This window comes from Agromyces sp. NSFZ (assembly GCF_056156205.1).
Genome location: NZ_CM149585.1, coordinates 703897 through 726669 on the forward strand (window position 1 = coordinate 703897; position 22773 = coordinate 726669).

At 71.5% G+C, this 22773-nt stretch carries 18 protein-coding genes; 14 read left to right on the forward strand and 4 right to left on the reverse strand.

The window, feature by feature from the left end:
- Positions 1–223: 223 nt before the first annotated feature.
- Both ACVFI9_RS03375 and ACVFI9_RS03380 read left to right on the forward strand, forming a co-directional pair.
- The gene (locus ACVFI9_RS03375) at positions 224–847 is read left to right on the forward strand and encodes a TetR/AcrR family transcriptional regulator (protein ID WP_474764632.1); all 624 of its coding nucleotides are present in this window, start codon (positions 224–226) and stop codon (positions 845–847) included.
- The gene (locus tag ACVFI9_RS03380) at positions 844–1425 is read left to right on the forward strand and encodes a hypothetical protein (protein ID WP_474764633.1); all 582 of its coding nucleotides are present in this window, start codon (positions 844–846) and stop codon (positions 1423–1425) included. The genes ACVFI9_RS03375 and ACVFI9_RS03380 overlap by 4 nt, the downstream gene beginning before the upstream one ends.
- A gap of 418 nt (positions 1426–1843) precedes the next feature.
- Here ACVFI9_RS03380 and ACVFI9_RS03385 read toward each other — a convergent pair whose 3' ends face one another.
- A complete protein-coding gene (locus ACVFI9_RS03385; RefSeq protein WP_474764634.1) occupies positions 1844–3052 on the reverse strand; it encodes a hypothetical protein in 1209 nt (402 codons plus the stop codon).
- Positions 3053–3189: 137 nt separating this feature from the next.
- Here ACVFI9_RS03385 and ACVFI9_RS03390 point away from each other — a divergent pair, with 137 nt between their 5' ends.
- Together ACVFI9_RS03390 and ACVFI9_RS03395 are read left to right on the forward strand one after the other, a co-directional pair.
- The gene (locus tag ACVFI9_RS03390) at positions 3190–5121 is read left to right on the forward strand and encodes an ABC transporter ATP-binding protein (RefSeq protein WP_474766360.1); all 1932 of its coding nucleotides are present in this window, start codon (positions 3190–3192) and stop codon (positions 5119–5121) included.
- Between the two features lie 189 nt (positions 5122–5310).
- The gene (locus ACVFI9_RS03395) at positions 5311–6645 is read left to right on the forward strand and encodes an FAD-binding oxidoreductase (RefSeq protein ID WP_474764635.1); all 1335 of its coding nucleotides are present in this window, start codon (positions 5311–5313) and stop codon (positions 6643–6645) included.
- Here the strand turns inward: ACVFI9_RS03395 and ACVFI9_RS03400 are convergent.
- Positions 6642–7385, reverse strand: coding sequence for a DUF305 domain-containing protein (locus tag ACVFI9_RS03400; RefSeq protein WP_474764636.1), 744 nt, complete (start codon positions 7383–7385; stop codon positions 6642–6644). The genes ACVFI9_RS03395 and ACVFI9_RS03400 overlap by 4 nt on opposite strands.
- Positions 7382–8074 carry a DUF3105 domain-containing protein gene (locus ACVFI9_RS03405; protein ID WP_474764637.1) on the reverse strand — a complete coding sequence of 231 codons (693 nt, stop codon included), beginning with the start codon at positions 8072–8074 and terminating at the stop codon, positions 7382–7384. The genes ACVFI9_RS03400 and ACVFI9_RS03405 overlap by 4 nt, the downstream gene beginning before the upstream one ends.
- A gap of 208 nt (positions 8075–8282) precedes the next feature.
- Here ACVFI9_RS03405 and ACVFI9_RS03410 point away from each other — a divergent pair, with 208 nt between their 5' ends.
- The 9 genes from ACVFI9_RS03410 to ACVFI9_RS03450 all read left to right on the forward strand — a co-directional run bounded on the left by ACVFI9_RS03410 (position 8283) and on the right by ACVFI9_RS03450 (position 18545).
- On the forward strand, positions 8283–9650 hold the full coding sequence (locus ACVFI9_RS03410; RefSeq protein ID WP_474764638.1) for a cystathionine beta-synthase: 1368 nt from the start codon (positions 8283–8285) through the stop codon (positions 9648–9650).
- 32 nt (positions 9651–9682) lie between these two features.
- A complete protein-coding gene (locus ACVFI9_RS03415; RefSeq protein ID WP_474764639.1) occupies positions 9683–10843 on the forward strand; it encodes a cystathionine gamma-synthase in 1161 nt (386 codons plus the stop codon).
- A 97-nt stretch (positions 10844–10940) separates the two neighbouring features.
- Positions 10941–11735: a slipin family protein gene (locus tag ACVFI9_RS03420; RefSeq protein WP_474764640.1), complete on the forward strand. Its 795-nt coding sequence runs from the start codon at positions 10941–10943 to the stop codon at positions 11733–11735.
- 84 nt (positions 11736–11819) lie between these two features.
- Positions 11820–13190 (forward strand): APC family permease, encoded by a 1371-nt coding sequence (locus ACVFI9_RS03425; RefSeq protein WP_474764641.1) that lies wholly within the window; start codon positions 11820–11822, stop codon positions 13188–13190.
- Positions 13187–14140, forward strand: a complete 954-nt coding sequence (locus ACVFI9_RS03430; protein WP_474764642.1) for a cyclase family protein — start codon at positions 13187–13189, stop codon at positions 14138–14140. Before ACVFI9_RS03425 ends, ACVFI9_RS03430 begins: the two co-directional genes overlap by 4 nt.
- Positions 14141–14192: 52 nt before the next feature.
- Positions 14193–15611 (forward strand): MFS transporter, encoded by a 1419-nt coding sequence (locus ACVFI9_RS03435; protein ID WP_474764643.1) that lies wholly within the window; start codon positions 14193–14195, stop codon positions 15609–15611.
- 79 nt (positions 15612–15690) lie between these two features.
- Positions 15691–16656: a zinc-binding dehydrogenase gene (locus ACVFI9_RS03440; RefSeq protein ID WP_474764644.1), complete on the forward strand. Its 966-nt coding sequence runs from the start codon at positions 15691–15693 to the stop codon at positions 16654–16656.
- Between the two features lie 45 nt (positions 16657–16701).
- Positions 16702–17532, forward strand: a complete 831-nt coding sequence (locus tag ACVFI9_RS03445; protein ID WP_474764645.1) for an aldo/keto reductase — start codon at positions 16702–16704, stop codon at positions 17530–17532.
- Between the two features lie 14 nt (positions 17533–17546).
- Positions 17547–18545: a zinc-binding alcohol dehydrogenase family protein gene (locus tag ACVFI9_RS03450; RefSeq protein WP_474764646.1), complete on the forward strand. Its 999-nt coding sequence runs from the start codon at positions 17547–17549 to the stop codon at positions 18543–18545.
- Between the two features lie 2 nt (positions 18546–18547).
- Here ACVFI9_RS03450 and ACVFI9_RS03455 read toward each other — a convergent pair whose 3' ends face one another.
- Complete coding sequence (locus ACVFI9_RS03455) at positions 18548–21196, reverse strand: cation-translocating P-type ATPase (protein WP_474764647.1); 2649 nt, start codon at positions 21194–21196, stop codon at positions 18548–18550.
- Between the two features lie 60 nt (positions 21197–21256).
- Here ACVFI9_RS03455 and ACVFI9_RS03460 point away from each other — a divergent pair, with 60 nt between their 5' ends.
- On the forward strand, positions 21257–22672 hold the full coding sequence (locus ACVFI9_RS03460) for an MFS transporter (RefSeq protein WP_474764648.1): 1416 nt from the start codon (positions 21257–21259) through the stop codon (positions 22670–22672).
- The last annotated feature ends 101 nt before the right edge of the window (positions 22673–22773 follow it).

Below are 22773 nucleotides of genomic sequence, written 5' to 3' on the forward strand. Positions count from 1 at the left end.
CAATCGGGAGGGCTCGGCGCGGACGACATCGTGCCAGGTGACGGTGGCGACGCGTCCCCACGCATCTCGTATCGAGGCCAATGACTCACCCCCGCTTCGTCGCGGACCCGTCGTCAGTCTACGGTCATGGGCGCATTCAATGCCGTGGGGTTGACGTGTGCCGGTTCCATCGTGATACGTTCGGCGATAAGTCGTACACTGATGTTCAACAAAGGAGGGCATCATGCCGAACCGTGCATCCGACGCGGCAGTGAAACGCTCCGACGCACGACGGAATATCGAGGCCATCCTCGATGCTGCGGCGCTGTGCCTGAGTCGTGACGCCGATGCGAGCATCGCCGAGATCGCCAAGGCGGCAGGGGTCGGGCGTGTCACCCTGTACGGCCACTTCGCGTCGCGTGCCGAGCTCATCGACGCGGTCGTCGCACGGTCGATCGAGGAGGGCGACGAGGCGCTCGAGGCGCTCGACCTGAGCGGCGACCCGCGGGAGGCCATTGTGCGGCTCATCGGTCCCAGTTGGCTCACCCTCGTGCAGATCGGCGCGCTGGTGACGGCGGCGGAGGCGACGCTCTCTCCCGAGCGGATGCGCGAACTGCACGAGCGGCCGGCATCGCGTGTCGAATGGCTCGTCGAGCGCGGGCGGGCCGAGGGTGTCTTCCGCGCCGACCTGCCCACGCCGTGGCTCGTGGGCACCCTCCATCGGGTGATGCACGGCGCAGCTGCGGAGATCCGTGCCGGACGACTCGCTCCCGACGATGCGGCGGGCGTGATCGCAGCGACGGTGCTGGCGGCCTACACCCCGCCCGGCGGCACGGTGCCGCCGGCCGAGACCTGGGCGCGGCCGTGACCGTCGCAGAGCCCGCTCGCGCCACGCAGGGCGGCCGGATGCTCCGGCGCTGGCCATCCGCGTTCGGCGTCGTCTTCGCGGCATCCCTCCTCGCGGCCTACTGGTTCGGGTTCGCCGATGCGGACAGCATGGCCCTGGTCCTCACGGCGGCCGGCCTCATCTACCTCGGGGCCGCGGCGCTCGGATTGCGAACCGCGGCGTGGCCGATGTTCGCGCTCACCGTGGTGCTGATCACGATCGGGTTCCTCGTGCCCGCGTTCGATCCGTTCTGGTGGATGGTCGGCATCGCCGTCGCGCTCGTCGTCGTCGGGTTCGTGCGCGGTGCGCTGCGGCCGGTCTGGGGGCTGCCCCTCGCGCTCGGCGCGATGGCACTCATCGTCGTCGTCGTGATCATCGCCGTGCCCCTCGCGCTTCCGTGGGCGGCCGTGCTCGTGGCCGCGGGACTCCTCGCCCATGCCGGGTGGGACGTGTACCACCACCGCACCGGGCGGGTGGTGGTGCTCTCGATGGCCGAGTTCTGCGCGGTGCTCGACACGCTGCTGGCGGTCGGGATCCTCGTCGCGACGTCCCTGAGGTGAGACGGCCGATGGCCGAGTCGAGCGGCGGCGTCCCAGCCATCCGTCCCGCTGATTCGGCAGATGTCCCTGGGATCGCTCGCATCTGGCACCGAGGCTGGGGCGACGGCCATGCCGGACATGTTCCGGAGGAGCTGTACCGGCATCGGACCGACGAGACGTATCCGGCGCGGGTGGTAGGTCGCTCGCCGCGTCGACGGATGCCGCGTCGCCGCGTGCGAAGGGGATCCGCACCTGAGGCCGCACGGATGCTCCGTCGCTCCATCGACGAGTTGCGGGCATGTGCACCGCAGAGATCGGTTCGCGGTGCGAATGGCATCAACTCGCGAACGAGGATCACGAAGGTCACGAGCATCCGGGCATCACGCGCGCGAACGGCGGGCTCCACCGGGAGCCCGCCGTTCACCAGCCCTCCGTCGGATCAGTCCGCGTCGCGTGCGCCCCGTCGACGACGGGCGAAGTACACCGCCGCTCCGCCCGATCCGAGCAGGACGACGGCCGCGCCCACCAGCACTCCGACGCCGTCGACGCCGGTCGCCGCGAGCGCGACCGGGCACGGCTTCACGGTGAAGTCCGCCTGCCCGACGAGGTCGACGGACTCGAGCGGCGTGAAGTTGCCGCCGTTGCCGATGAACGGCGGCTCCTCCCATGGAACGGTGGTCCAGACGCCCGCGATCCATACCGTGAAGTCGTGGCCGGGCGGCAGCTTCGAGACCGAGAGGTGCGCCGTGCCGTTCGCGTCGGCCGTCACCGTGTGGGCGCCCCCGTAGGGGGTCCCGTCGGCGTCGCCGCGATCGGTGACCCGCACGTCGTACTCGACGCCCGCCACGAGGTCCGAGAGGGTCACCAGCGCAGAGCCGGTGCCGCCCGACGCGACGCACTCGGTGACCTCTACGGAGATCTGCGGCTGGCAGGGCTCGACGGCGAATGCGCGCCAGTCGTACATGGGCATGGGAGCCGGGGCGATCGTCGGCTCATCGACCTGGGGTCGCCAATCGACGTAGACGTAGTAGTTGCCCGGCGGCAGCGCGCCGCTGGTCACTTCCTGAGTGGAGCCGCCCGCCGTGAACTGGTCGAACGTTGAGACGCCGATGCCTTCCACGAAGTAGGCGTACTGCTCTCCCTCGATGAGACCCGTGAACGCGAAGGTCGCCGTGCCATCGTCGCCGGTACTGCACGTCGTGGTCACCTCGAGTTCGAGGTCGGGACAGGTGATGGTGAACGTCTGGGTGTCCCGGACCCGAGGGTTGGTCTCCCCGCCGGCGACGTAGTCGATCGTGTACGAACCCTGCGGAAGGGCGACCGAGGCCTGGAACTCGGTCAGCTCGTCCTCCCAGTACGTGGCGGAATGGACGACGGCGCCCGTGCTGTCGGTGACCGTCACGAAGTCGGCGTAGACCCACGCGGGATCTCGCACGATGTACTCCAGCACACCCGGGCCGCCGTACACCTCGCATTCCGCCCGCACGATCTCGAGCGTCGACTCGGGTGGCGGTGCCTCCTCCGCCGCCGCGGGTGCGGCGACGCCGACGGCGGCGCCCACCATCGCCAACCCGGCGATGAGCGTTCCGACGAGCGCGGAGCGCCACCGCGCCACTGCGGATCGGGTTCGAGTGGTGGGGTGACGCATGGAGCACTCCCTTCGGGCACGGGGAATCCGAGCGTCTCTCAACCTATTGCCCGTCACGCCCTGCGCGAACGTCCCCCGTTCGGGGCGGCGCTCCCGGCCGAGGCGTCGCACCCGCCGCTTAGGGTGAATGCATGAGCATGCACGGTGGTGGGGGGATGCCGCCGCCCGCCGCCCGGCCCGCCGGCGGCGCGCGCGGCGGCGGCGGGCCACGGGGTCGCATCTCGAGCGCCGACATCGAGGCCCAGCGCGCCGAGAACGCCGAGGCGCCGAAGATCCCGAATCTGCTCCGCCGCATCTCCGAGCTGTTCGCGCCGCACAAGACCGCCCTCATCACGACCGTCGTGCTCGTGCTGGCGGGCGCCGCGCTCAGCGTCATCCCGCCGTTGCTCACCCAGCGCGCGTTCGACGACGGCCTCTTCCCGACCGGCCCCGACGGTGCGCCCGCTGGTCCGAACCTGCCGGTGCTCAGCACGGTGGTCGCGGCGATGATCCTCGTGTTCGTGGCATCCGCGCTCCTCGGGGTCTGGCAGACCTGGCTCACCGCGTCCATCGGCAACAAGGTGATGGGGGCGCTGCGGGTGCGGCTGTTCACGCACCTGCAGGCGATGGAGCTCAGCTTCTTCACGCGCACGAAGACCGGCGTCATCCAGTCGCGCCTGCAGAACGACGTCGGCGGCGTGGCATCCGTGCTCACCAACACCGTCTCGAGCGTGCTCGGCAACACCGTCACGGTGCTCGCGGCGTTCGTGGCCATGTTGCTGCTCAACTGGCAGCTCACCGTCATCGCGCTCGTGCTGATGCCCTTCATGGTCATCGCCCAGCGCCGCGTCGGGCAGGTGCGTGCGCGCATCGCCGGCAAGACCCAGGAGTCGCTGTCGGAGATGACGGCGATCACGCAGGAGACGCTGAGCGTCTCGGGCATCCTGCTCTCGAAGAGCTTCACGCGGCAGCAGAGCGAGATCGAGCGCTACGCCGACGAGAACCGCAATCAGATCCGGCTGCAGGTGAAGCAGCAGATGACGGGTCAGTGGTTCTTCGCCATGGTCTCGATCTTCATGTCCTCGATTCCCGCGATCGTCTACCTCGTGGCCGGGTGGCTCATCGGCGGCGGGGGCGCCGACATCACGGCCGGCACCATCGTCGCGTTCACCACCGTGCAGGCGCGACTGCTCTTCCCGCTCATGGGGCTCATGCGCGTGGCACTCGACCTGCAGACGTCGAGCGCGCTGTTCGCCCGGATCTTCGAGTACCTCGACCTGAGACCGGCGATCACGGATGCCCCCGGCGCCCGCGACGTGGCGAACGGCTCCGATCTCGGCCGCGTCGAGTTCGCGGACGTGACCTTCCGATACCCCGATGCCGACGGCGACTCGCGGCCAACGCTCGACGGCGTGAGCTTCACGATCGAGCCGGGCCAGTACGCCGCGTTCGTGGGGCCGTCGGGCGCCGGCAAGACGACGGTGTCGTATCTGGTGCCGCGGCTCTACGAGGCGTCGGGCGGCGTCGTGCGGTTCGCCGGCGACGATGTGCGCGAGCTCCGGCAGGAGTCGCTCATCTCGAACATCGGCATCGTCAGCCAGGAGACGTACCTCTTCCATGCGTCCATCGCCGAGAACCTCCGGTACGCGAAGCCCGATGCCACCGACGCCGAGCTCGAGGCGGCCGCGCGCGCGGCGAACATCCACGAGACCATCGCGTCGTTCCCCGAGGGCTACGACACCGTGGTCGGCGAGCGCGGCTACCGCCTCTCGGGCGGCGAGAAGCAGCGCATCGCGATCGCGCGCGTGCTGTTGAAGGACCCGGCGGTGCTCGTGCTCGACGAGGCGACGAGTGCGCTCGACACGATCAGCGAGCGAGTCGTGCAGCAGGCGCTCGACGACGCCTCGCGCGGGCGCACGACGATCGCCATCGCGCACCGGCTCTCGACAGTGGTCTCGGCCGACGTCATCTTCGTGATCGTCGGCGGCCGGATCGTCGAGCGTGGAACGCACGCCGAGCTCATCAACGCGAGCGGCGTGTACGCGTCGCTGTACCGGCAGCAGGAGGAGCGGCCCGTCGTCGACGCGTGACGCGCGCACACGTCGCGGGGCGATGCATGCGAGGACCAGGTTCATCGAGCGCGTGCAGATCCGACGAGCGCGAGCGCGCTTCCGCTCGCGCTCGTCGGATCTGCACGCGTTGGGCGGGGAGGGGTGGTGACCGTCGCGCGTCCGCACCCGCGCTGGCCGCCGGCACGACCAGTTCGTAGACTCGCGACCGTGATCGACGTGGCCCGCTTCCGGGAGCGCCTCGAGGGCGAGGCGTTCAGCGCCGACTCGCCGGGGTACGAGCAGGTGTACCGCCCGGTGAATCCGAACTACCGGGGTGCGCGTCCGCAGCTCGTCGTCCGGTGCCGCTCGACCTCGGATGTCGTGCTCGTACTCGATCTTGCGAGAGTCGCGGGCGCGCGCCTCGTTCCCCGCGGCGGCGGCCACTGCTTCGCCGGACGCTCGACGACCGACGGCATCGTGCTCGACCTGACGGGGCTCGACGGCATCACCGTGGCCGACGACGGCCTCGCCACCATCGGCGCCGGCGCGCGACTGCAGCAGGTGTACGCCGCCCTGCACGAGCACGGGCGGACCATCCCGGCCGGCTGCGGGCCGACGGTCGGGATCGCGGGTCTCACGCTCGGCGGCGGCATCGGGCTGCTCGGGCGCACCCACGGGCTCACCTGCGATCGGCTGGTCGGCGCGCAGGTGGTGCTCGCGGACGGCCGGGTCGTGGACTGCGACCGCGACCACGAGCCCGACCTCTTCTGGGCGCTCCGGGGCGCCGGCGGTGGCCAGTTCGGGGTGGTCACGTCGCTGCGCTTCGAGACCGTGGCGGAGCCGATGACCGCCCGCTTCGAGGGCCGCTGGTCGGACGTGGGGGTCGAGGACGTCGTCTCGGCGTGGCAGGAGTGGGCGCCCGATGCGCCGGACGGGATCACGGCGAACCTGACCGTCGTGGCGGCGGCGGAGCCCGGCCGGGCCGTCGAGGCCGTGCTCGTCGGCGCGTCGCTGCTCGACGAGATCTCGACCCGAGACGTCCTGCGGGAGTTCGGTGCGGCCGCGGGGGTCGGCCTCGTCACCGACATCCGAGGCCGACGGCCGTACCACCTGGTGAAGGGCACGTTCGCCGAGCCGGATGCCGGGGACGATCCCGAAGCGGGAGTGCGGATCCGGTCGGAGTTCTTCTCCCGCTCGATGCGGCCCGAGACGATCGGCGCGCTGCTGGCCGAACTCGAGGGCGGCGTGGCCGGCGAGCGACGACGACTCAACTTCACCGCGATGGGTGGCGCCTACACTCGAGTCGCCGCGGACGCGACCGCGTTCGCCCACCGCGACGCACGCTTCCTGCTCGAGCACATCGAGGCGGCCCCGGGCAGTTGGGTCGATCGTTCCTGGGCGATCGCGCATGCCGACGGGTCGGGAGGCGTCTATCCGAACTTCCCCGACCCGCTCCTCGAGGACTGGGCCGCGGCGTACCACGGCGGCAACCACGCGCGGCTTGCGGCGATCAAGCACGAGTACGATCCCGACCGGTTCTTCGACTTCCCGCAGGCCGTCTAGCTGCGCTCCGCGAGCATGTCCTCCATGAGCGCGATCTCGGCGGTCTGACTGGCGACGACCGATCGCGCGAACGGCGCCACGACCTCGTCGTCCGAGCGCGCGAGCACGGCCTCGGCCATCTCGAGCGCGCCCTCGTGGTGGGCGATCATGAGCTCGAGGAACTGTCGCTCCGCCTCGACGCCCGACGCGGCGCGAAGCGCGTCGATCTGCGCGGGCGTCGCGAGGCCGGGCATCGGCGCACCCGGCGCGTGGGTTCCGTCGTCGACACCGTGCCCGTCGTGCCCGCCGCCGTCGGTGGCGCCGTCGCCGTCGGCCGGCCGGGTCATCCACGTCATCGTCGGCTCGGAGCCCGCCTGCGACAGCCCCCACTGCCGCAACCAGCCGTACAGCTGGCCGGCCTGCTGGGCCTGCGTCGTCGCGATGTCGTAGGCGAGCAGGCGCACGTCGGGGTCGTCGGTCGCGTCGCGCACGATCATGGCGAGTTCGACGCCCTGCTGGTGGTGGGTCTGCATGTCGCGCGCGAATCCCGCCTCAGCGCTCGTGGTGGACGGTGGAGCATCGCCGAGGGTCGACAGGCGGCCGACGGCGAAGGCCACGACGGCCACCACGACGAGGGCGACGGATGCCGCGACGATCGCCGCGACCCGGCCGGTCGCGCGACCGGCGTCGCGCCCGCCGCCGCCGCCCTCACGACCACCGCCGTGCCTGTCGCCGTGCCCGTCGGTCGCGGTCGCGGTCACGAGGCCTTGCCGGGTCCGTCCACCGCGCCCGTGCAGAGGGCGCCGGGCTCGGGCACGTTCTGGCTCTGCCAGTACTCCTCGATGAATGCCGGGATGCGCGGGTCGTCGACCTCGTCGACCTGCAGCTGGGTGTTCCAGCCGCTCAGGACGATGGGCGACGGCAGTCCCTCGAACGGGGAGAGGATGACGTACGTCGACGGCAGCTTCGCGCGGAGCGCCGAGACCTCGTCGTCGGAGAGGGCCGGGTCGTACGTGATCCAGAGCGCGCCGTGCTCGAGCGAGTGCACGGCGTTCTCGCTCGGCACCTGCTCGGTGTACACGCCGCAGTTGAGCCAGGCGGGGTGATGCGGGCCGCCGGCGGGCGGCGTCTGCTCGTAGTCGACCGCCGTCTCGACGTGCGTCGACTCGTTCTCGAACGTCTCGACGCCGTCGACCTCGGTACCCTCGCCGCCGACCGAGTACGACGGCGGCTGCGGCGTCAGCACCACGCTCGTCACGACGAGGGCGACGATCGCGAGCGCGCCGACGACGGCCGCCCCGATGCCGATGCGGCGATTGCGCTTCGACCGGGCCTCGCGACGTCGGTGCTCCTCGAGCTTGCGCGCGCGCTCCTCGGCTCGCTGCTGCTTGATGCTCTGCTGCTTCTGCTGTTGCTTCGCCTTCGGGGGAACGGGCGGGGTCGCACTCACGCGGAGGCCTCTCTCGTAAAGGTTGTCGGTTCAATCATACGAACGCATGGGCTGGGAGAAGCCTCCGATGTCGGCATCCGCCCGCTAGGCTTGGCGCGTGCTCTCATCCATGCTGTGTTGTCGTCGCTGAGACAGGCGACCCCTTTCCAGCGTCGCGCACCGCACCCGGGGCCATCAGACGCACTCCACACGAGGAATGAACACCGGCATGAAGTATGCAGAGACCATCGTCGATCTCGTCGGCAACACCCCGCTCGTCAAGCTGCACCGGGTCACCGAGGGGGTGACGGATGCCACGGTGCTGGTGAAGCTCGAGTACTTCAACCCCGGCGGCTCATCGAAGGACCGCATCGCCGCGCGCATCATCGACGCGGCGGAGGCCGAGGGCAAGCTCAAGCCGGGCGGCACGATCGTGGAGCCCACGTCGGGCAACACCGGTGTCGGGCTCGCGCTCGTCGCGCAGCAGCGCGGCTACCGCTGCATCTTCGTCTGCCCCGACAAGGTCGGTGAGGACAAGCGCAACGTGCTCACGGCCTACGGCGCCGAGGTGGTCGTCACGCCGACCGCCGTCGCCCCCGACAGCCCCGAGTCGTACTACGGCGTGTCCGATCGCCTCGCGCGCGAGATCCCCGGCGCCTACAAGCCCGACCAGTACTCCAACCCCAACGGCCCGCGCTCGCACCACGAGACCACGGGCCCCGAGATCTGGCGCGACACCGACGGCAAGGTCACCCACTTCGTCGCCGGCGTCGGCACGGGCGGCACCATCACCGGCACCGGACGGTACCTGCGCGAGGAGTCGGGCGACCGCGTGCGCATCATCGGCGCCGACCCCGAGGGATCGGTGTACTCGGGCGGCACGGGCCGTCCCTACCTCGTCGAGGGCGTCGGCGAGGACTTCTGGCCGACCGCGTACGACCCGTCGGTGCCGCACGAGATCATCGCGGTGAGCGACGCCGAGTCGTTCGACATGACGCGTCGACTTGCGCGCGAGGAGGGCATCCTCGTCGGCGGCTCGAGCGGCATGGCCGTGGTCGCGGCGCTCAAGGCCGCGGCATCCGCGGGGCCCGACGACGTGTTCGTCGTGCTGCTGCCCGACGGCGGCCGCGGGTACCTCGGCAAGATCTTCAACGACAAGTGGATGCGCGCCTACGGCTTCTCGAACGCGCCAGAGGGCGACACCGTCGCCGAGCTGCTCGCCGCCAAGGCCGACAACACGCCGCCGCTGCTGTACGTGCACCCGAACGACACGATCCGCGACGCCATCGACACGATGACGAAGGCCGGCGTCTCGCAGCTGCTCGTGCTCACCACCGAGCCGCCGGTGGTGCTCGGCGAGGTCGTCGGCGCGCTGCATGAGGAGCAGCTGCTCGACCTCGTGTTCTCGGGCAGGGCCAAGCTCACCGACAAGGTCACGACCGTGATCGGCGAGCCGCTGCCCCAGATCGGCGTGAACGAGCCCGTCGCCGCCGCGCGCGCGGCCTTCGCGACCGCCCCCGCGATGCTCGTGACGGGCGGCGGGAAGGCGCTCGGCGTCATCAGCCGGTCCGACCTGCTCAGCTACCTCTCGGCCTGACGGGCCGCCGACCTCCCGAAGGACGCACCACCATGCATGACGACGCACGCTTCGACACCCGCGCCATCCACGCCGGTCAGGCGTTCGACCCGACCACCGGCGCGGTCATCCCGCCGATCTACCAGACGTCCACGTTCGTGCAGGACGGCATCGGCGGCCTCCGCGGCGGCTACGAGTACTCGCGCGGGGGCAACCCCACGCGCACCGCGCTCGAGACCCAGCTCGCCGCGCTCGAGGGCGGCATCCGCGGCCTTTCGTTCGCGTCGGGCCTCGCCGCCGAGGACGCCCTGCTGCGCACCGTGCTCGCGCCGGGCGATCACGTCGTGATCGGCAACGACGTGTACGGCGGCACGCACCGGCTGGTGCGCCGCATCCACGGCGCCTGGGGCATCCGTCACACGACCGTCGACACGAGCGACCTCGGCGCCGTGCGTGACGCCATCGAGCTCGGCACCACCAAGGTGCTCTGGGTCGAGACCCCGTCGAATCCGCTCATGAAGATCTCGGACGTCGCGGCGCTGGCCGAACTCGGCGACGAGGCGGGCGTGCTCGTGGTGGTCGACAACACCTTCGCCTCGCCCGCGCTGCAGCAGCCGCTCGCGCTCGGCGCCGCCGTCGTCGTGCACTCCACGACGAAGTACCTCGGCGGACACTCCGACGTGGTGGGCGGCGGGCTCGTGTTCGCCGCCGGGCAGGAGGAGCTCGCCGAGCGCGTCACGTTCACGCAGTTCGCGGCGGGCGCGGTGTCGGGTCCGTTCGACGCGTTCCTCACCTCGCGCGGCATCAAGACGCTCGGCGTCCGGATGCAGCGGCACAGCCAGAACGCCCTGGCCATCGCGCGGCGCCTCGACGAGCACGCGGCGGTCGAGCGCGTGTTCTACCCGGGGCTCGAGTCGCACCCCGGACACGAGCTCGCGGCGCGCCAGATGTCGGGCTTCGGCGGGATGCTCTCGATCTCGCTCGCGGGCGGTGCGGCGGCCGCGCGCCGATTCGCCGAGTCGACGTCGCTGTTCCAGCTGGCCGAGTCGCTCGGCGGCGTCGAGTCGCTCGTGAACTACCCGTCGGAGATGACGCACGCCTCGGTGAAGGGCACCGAGGCCGAGGTGCCTGACTCGATCGTGCGCCTCTCGGTGGGCATCGAGGACGTCGACGACCTGCTCGACGATATCGACCAGACGCTCGAGCGCCTGTAGCGGCATCCGCCCACCCGCGCGGCGAAGGCTCGCGGGCCGCGTGGGAGAATCGAGGTGACGGCGCGCGGCACGTCACCGGCGCCGGGGAGCTGAGCTCATGTCCACCGGTCTCATCATCACCCTCGTCGTCCTGGGCGTCCTCGCGATCGTTCTCCTCTTCATGTCGGTCAGGATCGTGAAGCAGTACGAGCGCGGCGTCGTGCTGCGCTTCGGTCGCCTGCAGAGCGTGCGCGAGCCGGGCATCCGGTTCATCATCCCGATCGTCGACGTGATGACCAAGGTGTCGCTGCGCATCGTGACCCTGCCGATCCAGTCGCAGGGCATCATCACCAAGGACAACGTGACCGTCGGCGTGTCGGCGGTCGCGTACTACCGGGTCGTCGATCCGGTGAAGGCCGTGATCGCCATCGAGAACGTCCAGGCGGCCATCGACCAGATCGCCCAGACCACGCTCCGCCGGGTCGTCGGGCAGCACCACCTCGACGAGACGCTCGCCGACACCGCGGCGCTCAACGCGAGCATCCGCGAGATCCTGGATGTCACGACGACCGAGTGGGGCGTCGAGGTCACGCTCGTCGAGCTGAAGGACATCCTGCTGCCCGACTCGATGAAGCGGGCGATGGCCAAGCAGGCCGAGGCAGAGCGGGAGAAGCGGGCCAAGATCATCGCCGCCGAGGGTGAGGCGCTCGCCGCGGCGAAGCTCGGCGACGCGTCGGACACGATGATGTCGCATCCGCTCGCCCTGCAACTGCGCACGCTGCAGACCCTCGTGGAGGTGGGCGTCGACAAGAACACGCTCGTGGTCGTGCCGGCACCGCTGATGAGCGCCATCGGGGAGATCACGAACTTCATCGATCGCGAGGCCGCGACCGCGCAGGTGCGGCACCACTGACGCGCACGGCGTCTTGGCAGGAATTCGATGATCTATGGCAATCCTGCCAATGCCGGTGTCGGTGGCATCCCCCAGAATGAACGGGTGACTTCGAACGAGACCGGCGCGACGGCCGGCCCGCAGCACCACGGCGGCACCCTGGGCCTCGGCCAGGGCACGGCGCTCTACGTCGGCAGCGTGCTCGGCACCGGCATCCTCGTGCTGCCCGGCCTGGCCGCAGCAGCGGCGGGGCCGGCGTCGATCCTCGCGGTGGCGGCGGTGCTCGTGCTCTCCATCCCGTTGGCCGGCACCTTCGCCGCACTGGGCGCGCGTTACCCCGACGCCGGGGGAGTGGCGAGCTTCGTGCGGCGCGCGCTCGGCGGCACGGCCGCGCGCATGACCGGCTACTGGTTCTACTTCGGCGTCTGCGTGGGCGCGCCCGTGCTCGCGATCCTCGGCGGCGAGTACGTCGTCGCCGTCCTCGGCGTCGACCGCTCGGCCGTGCCGATCATCGGCTTCGCCGTGTTCGTGCCGCCGTTCATCGCCAACTGGTTCGGCGTACGGGTCGCCGGGTGGGTGCAGTTCGTGCTCACCGGCCTGCTGATCACCGTCGTCGTCGGCGTGGTGGCGGTCACCTTCCCGGCCGTCGACGCCTCGAACCTCGACCCGTTCCTGCCGAACGGCTGGGGCGGGGTGGGTCTCGCGATCAGCCTCTTCGTGTGGGCGTTCGCCGGTTGGGAGGTGGGCACCCACGTCGCGGGCGAGTTCAAGAATCCGCGGCGCACGATCCCCATCGCGACGGGCATCGCCATCGCGATCGTCGGCGCCGGATACCTCGCGCTGCAGTTCGTCACGGTCGCGGTGCTCGGCGATCGTGCCGGCGACGGGCAGGCGCCCCTCGTGAGCCTCGTCGAGACGACGCTGCCCGGCGTGGGGCCGGTGCTCGTCGCGATCATCGCCGCCATCGTCACCTTCGGCGTGATGAACGCCTACCTCCCGGCCTTCGGCAAGCTCGGCGCCGCGCTCGGCCGCGACGGCGACCTGCCGAAGTTCTTCGCGAAGGGCGCCGCCGACGGCGAGATCCCGCGTCGCTCGCTCGCGCTCACCGGCGTGCTCATCGTCGTCTACTTCGGGCTCATGCTCCTCAACAACCTCGACCTCACGGGGTTCATCCTCATCCACACGAGCAACATGGTCGCGATCTACGCACTCGGCATGGTCGCCGCGACCCTGCTGCTGAAGCGCTGGAGCTTCGGGTGGTGGCTGGCGATCGTCGCCACCGTCATGACGGCCGGACTCCTCGTGCTCGCCGGCGCGAACCTGGTGGTGCCGCTCCTGCTCGCCGTCGCGGCGGTCGCCGTCACGATCGTCCGCCGGCTGCGACGCCGCCGAGTGGATGCCGCGGCAGCACCGGTCGACCTCGAGCCCGAGCCCGCCCTGCTCACGGCCGGCACTCGCAGAGCGGACGCCGAGTGACCGAGTATCGGGCCCACTTCGACGCCGAGATCGACTTCGTCAACGGTGGCCGGTTGCGGGCCGAGGGCTTCCGGCTCGACCTCCCGTCGGCCGACCTCGACGAGGACGTCATCGGCGAACTCCTCGTGCGGCACCTCGGGCTCGCGCTCGTCGGCCGCGTCGCGCTCTCGAACCTCGTGGTCGTCGAGGAGCCGCACCGGGGGTCGCGCGGCATGGCCGAAGCCGGAGCGGCAGACCGCGCGGCATCCGCGACATCCGCCCCTCCGGGTGGCGGCGCGGCTCGCGGTGAGCTCGTCGATCTCAGCCACACCATCCGGGCCGGGCTCGTGACCTACCCCGGCATCCCGGCGCCGAGCATCACCCCGCACCTCACGCGCGAGGCGTCCCGCGAGCACTACGCGCCCGGCACCGAGTTCGCGATCGACCTCATCACCATGGCCGGCAACACCGGAACCTACCTCGACAGCCCGTACCACCGCTACGCCGACGGCGGCGACCTCGCGAGCCTGACGCTCGACACGCTCGTCGGGCTGCCGGCCGAGGTGTTCCATCTCGCGGATGCCTCGAGCCGCGGCATCCCCGCCGAGGTGTTCTTCGACCGCGATCTCGCCGACACGGCCGTGCTGCTGCACACCGCATGGAGCCGCCACTTCGGCACGCCCGAGTACGCGCATGCCGCGCCCTTCCTCACGGAGGCGGGCGCGCGTCACCTCGTGGAGGCCGGCGTGGTGCTCGTCGGCATCGATTCGCTGAACATCGACGACACCGAGTCGGGTGGCCATCGACCCGCGCACTCGGTGCTGCTCGCCGCCGGCGTGCACGTGGTCGAGCACCTCACGGCGCTCGACCGGCTGCCGGCTCGTGGAGCGCGCTTCTCCGCGGTGCCGCCGCGCGTCGAGGGGTTCGGCACGTTCCCCGTGCGCGCGTTCGCGGAGCTCCCGGCGCGATGAGCTGCAGAAGTTCCTTGACTTCAAGCGCGCTTGAAGTCATACGCTCGGGCGCATGACTGTTGACGAAGCGAACGCCACCGGACAGATCCCGGTGACGGTTCGAGAACGCGTGCTGGGTCCGACCTACCGGTGGATCAGCATCGGAATGTGCACCCTGGTCTTCCTGGCCGCCTTCGAGTCGATGGCCGTGACCGCGGTGATGCCGGCTGTGGCCGCCGACCTCGACGGGCAGGCGCTCTACGCGCTCGCCTTCGCCGGACCGCTCGCGGTGAGCGTCATCGGCATGATCGTCGCGGGCAACGCCGCCGATCGAGGCGGCCCGCGGCTCGCCCTCTACACGTCGGTCGCGCTCTTCGTCGTCGGCCTCCTCATCGCCGGCACCGCGACCGACATGTGGCAGCTCGTCATCGGCCGGCTCGTGCACGGGCTGGGTGGCGGCGGCCTCACGGTCGCCCTCTACGTGATCGTCGCCCGGGTCATCCCGTCGGCTCTGCAGCCGAGCCTGTTCGCGGGGTTCGCGGCCGCGTGGGTGGTTCCCTCGCTCGTGGGTCCCTTCATCTCGGGCGTCGTCGCCGACAGCGTCGGCTGGGAGTGGGTCTTCCTCGGCGTCGTCGGGCTCGTGGTGCCCGCGCTCGCGATGGTCGTGCCGAGCCTTCGCCGCATGGACCTGGATGCCGCCGAGCACCGGCCGCCGTGGCGCATCTCCCGCATCGCGTGGGCGACGCTCGCGGGCGTCGCGGTGCTCGTGCTGAACCTCTCGACCGAGGCCACCGGATGGGCGGGCTGGGTGCTGCCGCTCGCGGCGGTCGTGGTCATCGCCGTCGCCGTCCGGCCCATGGTGCCGCGCGGCACCCTTCGCGCCGCACGGGGGCTGCCCGCGACCGTGCTGACGCGCGCCACGCTGTCGGGTGCGTTCTTCGGCGCGCAGGTCTACCTGCCGCTCCTCCTCACGGGTGAGCCGTACCTGCTGAGCACCGCGATGGCGGGCCTCGTGCTCACGCTGAGCGGCGTGGCGTGGGCGATCGCCTCGCAGGTGCAGGGACGCAACGCCGAGCGACTCAGCCATGAGGCGTGCCTGCGCATCGGGCTCGGTCTCCTCGGAGCCGCCATCGCGGGTTCCCTGCTCGCCACCCTGCTGGGCCTGCCGCCGTACGTCTTCATGATCACCTGGGCCTTCGCGGGCGCCGGCATGGGCATCATGTATCCACGCACGACCGTCATGGGCCTGCAGTCCTCGAGCATCGAGAACCAGGGGTTCATCAGCTCCGCCATGACGGTCGCCGATGCGCTCGGCGCCGCGGTCACGATCGCGCTCTCGGCCATCGTGTTCGCGATGCTGCTCCCGCTCGGCACGGTGACCGCCGTAGCGGGCGGCATCGCGGTGGCCCTCGCGGTGTGGGCCGTCGGCCTCTTCACGGGCCTGCGCGCGCACGTCGAAGCACCCGAGGCCGCAGCGGTCGAGGTCGACTGAGCGGTCGAGCGCGACTGACGGTCGAGATCGACCTCGGCGTTCGCATCGAGCGGATGCCACGACTGACGAAGGGACCCCCATGCGCGCCGTCCTCGCCGACCGGCCCGGTGCACCCGACGTGCTCCGCCTGACGACCCTGCCCGACCCCGAGCCGGGTGCCAGGCAGGTGCGGGTCGCCGTCGAGGCATCCGCCATCACGTTCATCGACACGATGCTGCGTGCCGGAGGCGGCCTCGGGCGGCCGGTCCCGTTCCCGGTCGTGCTCGGCAACGGGGTGGCCGGCGTGGTCGACGCCCTGGGAGACGACGTCGACCCGGCGTGGCTCGGCGCGCGCGTCGTGACGGCGACGGGCGGCAGCGGGGGCTATGCGAGCGCGGCGCTCGCCGACGCCGAAGACCTGCACCGCCTGCCCGACGGCCTCGGCGTGCGCGATGCGGCCGCCCTGCTCGCCGACGGGCGTACCGCGGTCGGCCTGCACGAGGCCGCGGCGGTGCGGCCGGGCGAGGTGGTGGTCGTCTCGGCTGCGGCCGGCGGCGTCGGCAGCCTCCTCGTGCAGCTCGCGACCGTGAGCGGCGCCCGGGTGATCGCCCTCGCCGGCAGCGACGCGAAGCTCGGGCTGGCTCGCGAACTCGGCGCGACACTGACCTGCAACTACCGTGACCAGGACTGGATCGACCGCCTCGACGCCGCCGTCCCCGATGGGGTCGACGTCGTCTTCGACGGCATCGGCGCCGACCTGACCGCCGCCCTCGCGGCCCGCGTGCGCAGCCGCGGACGCTACCTGCCGCACGGTGCCGCGGGAGGTCGCTGGGGCGACCTCGATGCGGAGGCGCTCGGCGCTCGCGGGGTCGAGGTGATCCCGCTGAGCGCGATCGGCAGCACGCCCGCCGAGCTGTATCGACTCGTCGAGCGTGCCCTGGAGCTCGGCGCGCGCGGTGAGCTCCGGCCGGTCGTCGGGCAGACGTTCCCGCTCGGCCGAGCCGCCGACGCCCACGCGGCGATCGAGGCGCGCACGACGCTGGGCAAGACACTGCTCCTGCCCTGAGGCGATGCAGTGGCATCCGTCGCCGCCGTGGGTGAGGATGGAGGAATGACCGCTCCCGCGTACGCGCTCCGTGACGGAAACCGGATTCCGGCGATCGGGCTCGGCACCTACGGGCTCAACGAGCAGGCGGGCGTCGAGGCGATCGTCTCGGGGATCGCCGACGGATATCGGCTCATCGACACGGCGTACAACTACGGCAACGAGGATGTCGTGGGGGAGGCCATCGCGCGGTGCGGCGTCGATCGCAGCGACCTGATGATCACCACGAAGCTGCCCGGCCGGCACCACGGCTTCGAGGAGACGCTGGCGAGCCTCGACGAGTCCCGACAGCGACTCGGGCTGGACTGGGTCGACCTCTACCTCATCCACTGGCCGAACCCGCGTATCGACAAGTACGTCGACAGTTGGCGCGCCATGATCCGCCTGCGTGAGAAGGGCCTCGTGCGCTCGATCGGCGTCTCGAACTTCACGCCCGCGATGCTCGACCGGCTCGAGCGTGAGACGAGCGTGGTGCCCGTGGTGAACCAGGTGGAGTTGCATCCGTACTTCCCGCAGGAGGAGTTGCGCGCCTACCACGCCGAGCACGAGATCCGCACCGAGAGCTGGAGCCCGCTCGCCAAGCGGACCGAGCTGCTGAAGGAACCCGTGATCACCGAGATCGCCGACGTGCACGGCGTCTCGCCCTCGCAGGTCGTGCTCCGCTGGCACGTCGAGCTCGGCTCGGTGCCGATCCCGAAGTCGGCGCACGCCGAACGGCGGCGCGAGAACTTCGACGTGTTCTCGTTCAGCCTCTCGAGCGCCGAGGTCGCGTCGATCTCGGCGCTCTCACGGGGTCGCCTGTGGGGCGGCGACCCCGAATCGCACGAGGAGTTCTAGGGGTCTGGGGGCGAATGCCGATGCGGGCGTGGCACACGAGCGGTGACGGCGAACTGCACGCCGTCACGATGCCGAGGCCCGAGCCCGCAGACGACGAGATCCTCGTGCGGGTCTCGGCCTGCGGGGTGTGCCGCACCGACCTGCATGTGCGTGACGGCGACCTGCCGCAGCATCGTTCGCCGGTGGTTCCCGGGCACGAGGTGGTGGGCATCGTCGAGGCGGTCGGTGACGGGGTGAACACGTTCGCAGCCGGCGACCGTGCCGGCATCGCCTGGCTGCGCAGCGCCTGCGGTGCCTGCCGGTGGTGCCGCCGTGGTGCAGAGAACCTCTGCGCCGAGTCCCGGTACACCGGCTGGGACGCCGATGGCGGGTACGCCGAGTACGCGGTCGCGCCCGCCGCATACGCGTATCGACTACCCGACGCGGCCGAACTGCCCGACGAACAGGTGGCGCCGCTCCTCTGCGCCGGCATCATCGGCTACCGGGCACTGCGTCGAGCGGCCGTGCCGCCGGGTGGGCGCCTCGGCATCTACGGCTTCGGCGCGAGCGCGCACATCACGGCGCAGATCGCCCTCGCGCAGGGTGCCGAGGTGCACGTGCTCACGCGTGATCCCGCGGCGCGCGAACTCGCCCTCGAGCTCGGGGCATCCTCGGCGGGGGCGGCCGACGCGGCACCGCCCGTGCCGCTCGATGCCGCCATCCTGTTCGCTCCGGCCGGTGAGCTCGTGCCCGTCGCGCTCGCGGCGCTCGACCGCAACGGCACGCTCGCCGTCGCCGGCATCCATCTCAGCGACATCCCGCGGCTCGACTACCAGGAACACCTGTTCCGCGAGAAGACGCTGACGAGCGTCACCTCCAACACCCGCGCCGACGGCGAGGAACTGCTGCGACTCGCCGCGAGGCTGGGCGTTCGCGCCACCGTGACGCCCTACCCGTTCGAGCGGGCGGATGCCGCGTTGCACGACCTTGCGGCCGACCGCGTGCACGGCGCCGCCGTGCTCACCATGACCTGAGCTCAGCGGCGTGCGGGCCCTCCTCGCCCCGCGTGCGGCCGACGCGGCCCCCGCGCGCGCACGGCCTTGTCGAGTGCGTCGACCGCGAGCAGGATCGGCATCGAGGCGATCGCGATCACCCATCCCCAGAACGGCGGGCTCTGGTGACCGATGGCCATCGCGATCGGCGGCACCCACAGCACGACGAGCGAGAAGACGACCTCGATCGAGGCGGCAGGAATGAGGAGCCGGTTCGTCGTCCAGCCGAGCGCGCCCGGCCACTTCGTGGAGGAGCGGCACGCGAACGCGTTCGCGGTCTGCGCGGCGACGACCGTCATGAACGCGGCGCCCGAGGCCGCCATGAGGTCGGTGCCCGTCGGGAACGCCTCACCTGGTCGCCAGCCCAACGCCACCAGCGACACCACGAACGCGGCCATGGTGAGCGCGGCCTCGAGTGGACCGAGCACGCCGAAGGCGCGGCGCAGCACGGTGCCGTTCATGAGCCGGCCGCGCACGGGCGGCCCGTCGAGGAGGTGCTTCGCGGGGGGCTCAGCGCCGAGCGCCACGGCCGAGAGCGTGTCGGTGCCGAGGTCGAGGGCGATGATCTGCAGCACTCCCAGCGCCAGCGGGAACTGCCCGCCCGAGAGCGCCCACACGAGGAAGGGCGTCAGCTCGGCGACGTTGTCGGTCAGGTGGTACGTGAGGAAGCGCCGGATGTTCACGAAGGTCGCACGCCCGTGCTCGATACCCGCGACGATGCCGGAGAACGAGTCGTCGAGCAGCACGAGGTCGGCCGCCTCGCGCGCGACGTCGGTGCCCGAACGTCCCATCGCCACGCCGATGTCGGCCTCGTGCAACGCCGGTGCGTCGTTCACGCCGTCGCCCGTCATCGCCACCACGTGGCCGCGCGACCGGAGCGCCCGGGCGATGCGGAGCTTGTCCTCGGGAGAGACCCGTGCGATCACGGCGCCGTCATGATCGAGCAGTGCGGCGAGGTGCTGCTCGTCGACGGGCAGTTCGTCGCCCAGGAGCACGGGCGCACCCGGCAGCCGCAGCCCGACCTCCTCGGCGATCGCCGCTGCCGTCACCGGGTGGTCGCCCGTCACCATGGCCACCTTGACGCCCGCCCGGCGGCACGCCTCGAGCGAGGCGCGCACGTCGTCGCGCGGCGGATCCTCGAGTCCGACGAGGCCGAGCAGTCGCAGTCCGTCCTCGCATTCCTCCAGCGTCGTGGGCGTCCGACCCCGGCGAGGGGCGGATGCCACCGCGAGCACGCGCAGCCCCCGAGCGGTGAGGCGCTCCAGTGCGCGGTGCGCCTCGGCATCGTCGCCGCAGAGGGGCAGCACGCCGTCGGGTGAGCCCTTCACCACGATCTCGTCGGGGAGCACCACGGCCATGCGCCGCCGGCGTGGATCGAACGGGAATCGCAGCTCGGGGGTCACCTCTGCGCGGTCGGCGGGCGTGTCGAATCCGAGCCGCCGCGCGAAGGCGTCGAGCGCGGCCTCCATGGGATCGCCGTGCGCACGCCACTTCCCGGCGGCCTCCTCGGCGTAGCCCGTCGAGCACCGGGTGCCGGCGATCGCGAGCGCACGCGCCGATGCCGCGGCATCCGGCCCCGCGGTATCCGAGCCCGCGGCAACCGACCCCGCGGCATCCGGCCCCGACCACTGGAGTTCCGCCTCTGGTGCGTAGCCGACACCGTCGATCGTCACCGTGCCGTCCGGCGACCAGGCCTCGACGACCGCCATCTCGTTGCGGGTCAGCGTGCCGGTCTTGTCGGTGCAGATGAAGGTCGTCGAGCCGAGTGTCTCGACCGCTTCGAGGTTTCGCACGAGGATCTGGCGCTTCGCCATCTGCTCGGAGCCCCAGGCGAGCGAGAGCGTGACGGTCGGCAGCAGCGCCTCGGGCACGAGCGCCACCGTCACGCCGATGGCGAAGACGAGCGCGTCCTGGATCGGGTTCCCGATGAGCACCGAGATGAGGAGGAACACCGCACCGACCACCACGGCGATCGCGGCGGTGAGACGGACGACCCCGTGCAGGCCCCGGGTGAGCGGGGTGTCGGGCTTCGTGGTGGACGTGGTGAGGCGGGCGATCCCGGCGAGCCGGGTGGCGCCGCCGATCGCCGTCGTCACCGCGCGCGCCTCGCCCTCGACGACGAAGGTGCCGGCGAAGAGCCGGTCGGTCGCCCCGACCGAGGCCGCCACGCTCTCGCCGGTGAGGAGCGAGGTGTCGACGAGGAGCCGATTCGCCGTGACGACGGTCGCATCGGCCGGAACCCGATCGCCGGCCTCGAGGAGCAGCAGGTCGTCGACCACGACATCCTCGGCTTCGATGACCTGTCGGCGCCCGTCGCGCAGGACTGAGACCCGGGTGGGCAGGAGCGCCTGCAGACGGTCGGCGGCACGGTCGGCGCGCGCCTGCTGCACCGCCGCGAACACGGCGTTGAGCACGATGACGGCGACGATCGCGATCGAGAGCTCAGGCAGTCCGGCGAAGAACGCGAGGATCGCAGCGACCCACAACATGATCGCGAAGAAGTGGATGAGCTCGCCGAGCAGCCGCCGTGCCGGCGACGGACGCCGTGCGGCAGGCAGGCGGTTGGCGCCGCCCCGTTCGCGCCGCTCGCCGACCTCCGCCGTGGTCAGTCCGGGCGCCACGCTCCCCGCCATGGCCCCTCCTCACGTGCCATCCAGCGTAGAGGTGCGAGCGGTCGGGGCTAGGGTCATCGGGTGAGCGAATCGACGACGAACCACGGTGCGGATGCGGCATCCGAACCCCCGGTGCTCGCCGCCGGGGCGACGGGGCCGCTCTCGACCCCCTACCGCTGGCTCTCCATCGGCATGTTCTCGCTCATCTTCCTCGCGGCGTTCGAGACCATGGCCGTCACGACGATCATGCCGCTCGTGGCGAGCGACCTCGACGGCGCGGCGTTGTTCGCGATGGCGTTCGCCGTGCCCTTCGCCGCCGGGGTGGTCGGCATGGTCCTCGCCGGCAACTGGACCGACCGGGCCGGGCCGCTCCCGTCGCTCGTCACGTCGGCGGTGCTGTTCGCGGCCGGGCTGCTCATCGCGGGCGCCGCACCGAACATGGTGGTCCTCATCGTCGGACGCTTCGTGCACGGGCTCGCGGGTGCCGCGGTCGTCGTGCCGTTGTACGTGATCGTGGCGCGCGTGTACCCCGAGGCGCTGCGCGCCCGCGTCTTCGCCGGGTTCGCGGCGGCCTGGGTGATTCCGTCGATCGTCGGTCCCGCCGTCGCGGGCGCCGTCGCCGAGGCATCGAGCTGGCGCTGGGTCATCCTCGGCGTCATCGTGCTCATGCTGCCGGCCGCGGCGATGATGCTGCCGCCCATCCTCCGGGTGCGCGAGCGGGTGCGCGGCGACGCCTCCGTGCCGTGGAGCCTCGGCCGTGCCGGGTGGTCGGTGCTCACGGCGGGCGCGGCGCTCGCGCTGTCGCTCGCGAAGGAGCTGCCCGAGCCCTGGCGGTGGGCCGTCGCCGCGGTGGCGGTCGTCCTCGTGTTCGTGGGCGTGCGGCCCCTCATGCCGCCGGGCACCCTTCGCGCGGCATCAGGGCTGCCGGCGACGGTGCTCCTCAAGCTCGTCGTCGCGGGGGCGTTCTACGGCGCCGAGATCTACCTGCCGTACCTCCTCATCGAGCGGTACGAGTTCTCGCCGAGCCTCGCCGGCCTCACGCTCACGGGCGCCGGCATCAGCTGGGCGGTGGCCTCGTGGCTGCTCGGACGGCTCGGCGAACGGGTGACCACCGTGCTGGCGATGCAGTTCGGCACGATCCTGCTCGCGGCGTCGCTCGTCGTCGTGCTCCTGATCGCCGCGTTCACCCTGCCGCCCGTGCTTGCCTTCGTCGCGTGGACGCTCGCCGGTGCGGCGATGGGGTTCATGTATCCGAGCTTCTCGGTCACCGTGCTGCAGCTGTCGCCGAGATCGGCACAGGGCTTCAACAGCGCGGCCCTGTCGATCGGGGATTCGCTCGGCAGCGCTGTCTCGCTCGCACTCACGGCACTCGTCGCCGGTGCCGTCGTCGGGGGCGCATTCACGGCGGAGTTCGCCGTGACCGTGGCGATCGCCGTGGCGGCCGTCGTGCTCGCGCCGCGCGTGCGACCGCGCGACGAGGCATCCGCTCGGTCCTGACCCCCGCCTCGCCGGGCAGCCGCACATCGGTCGCCGTTCAGTCCCAATCCGCGGATATACGATCGGGCGCGCCGCGAGCGGGACGCTCGGCGCGGCGCGCC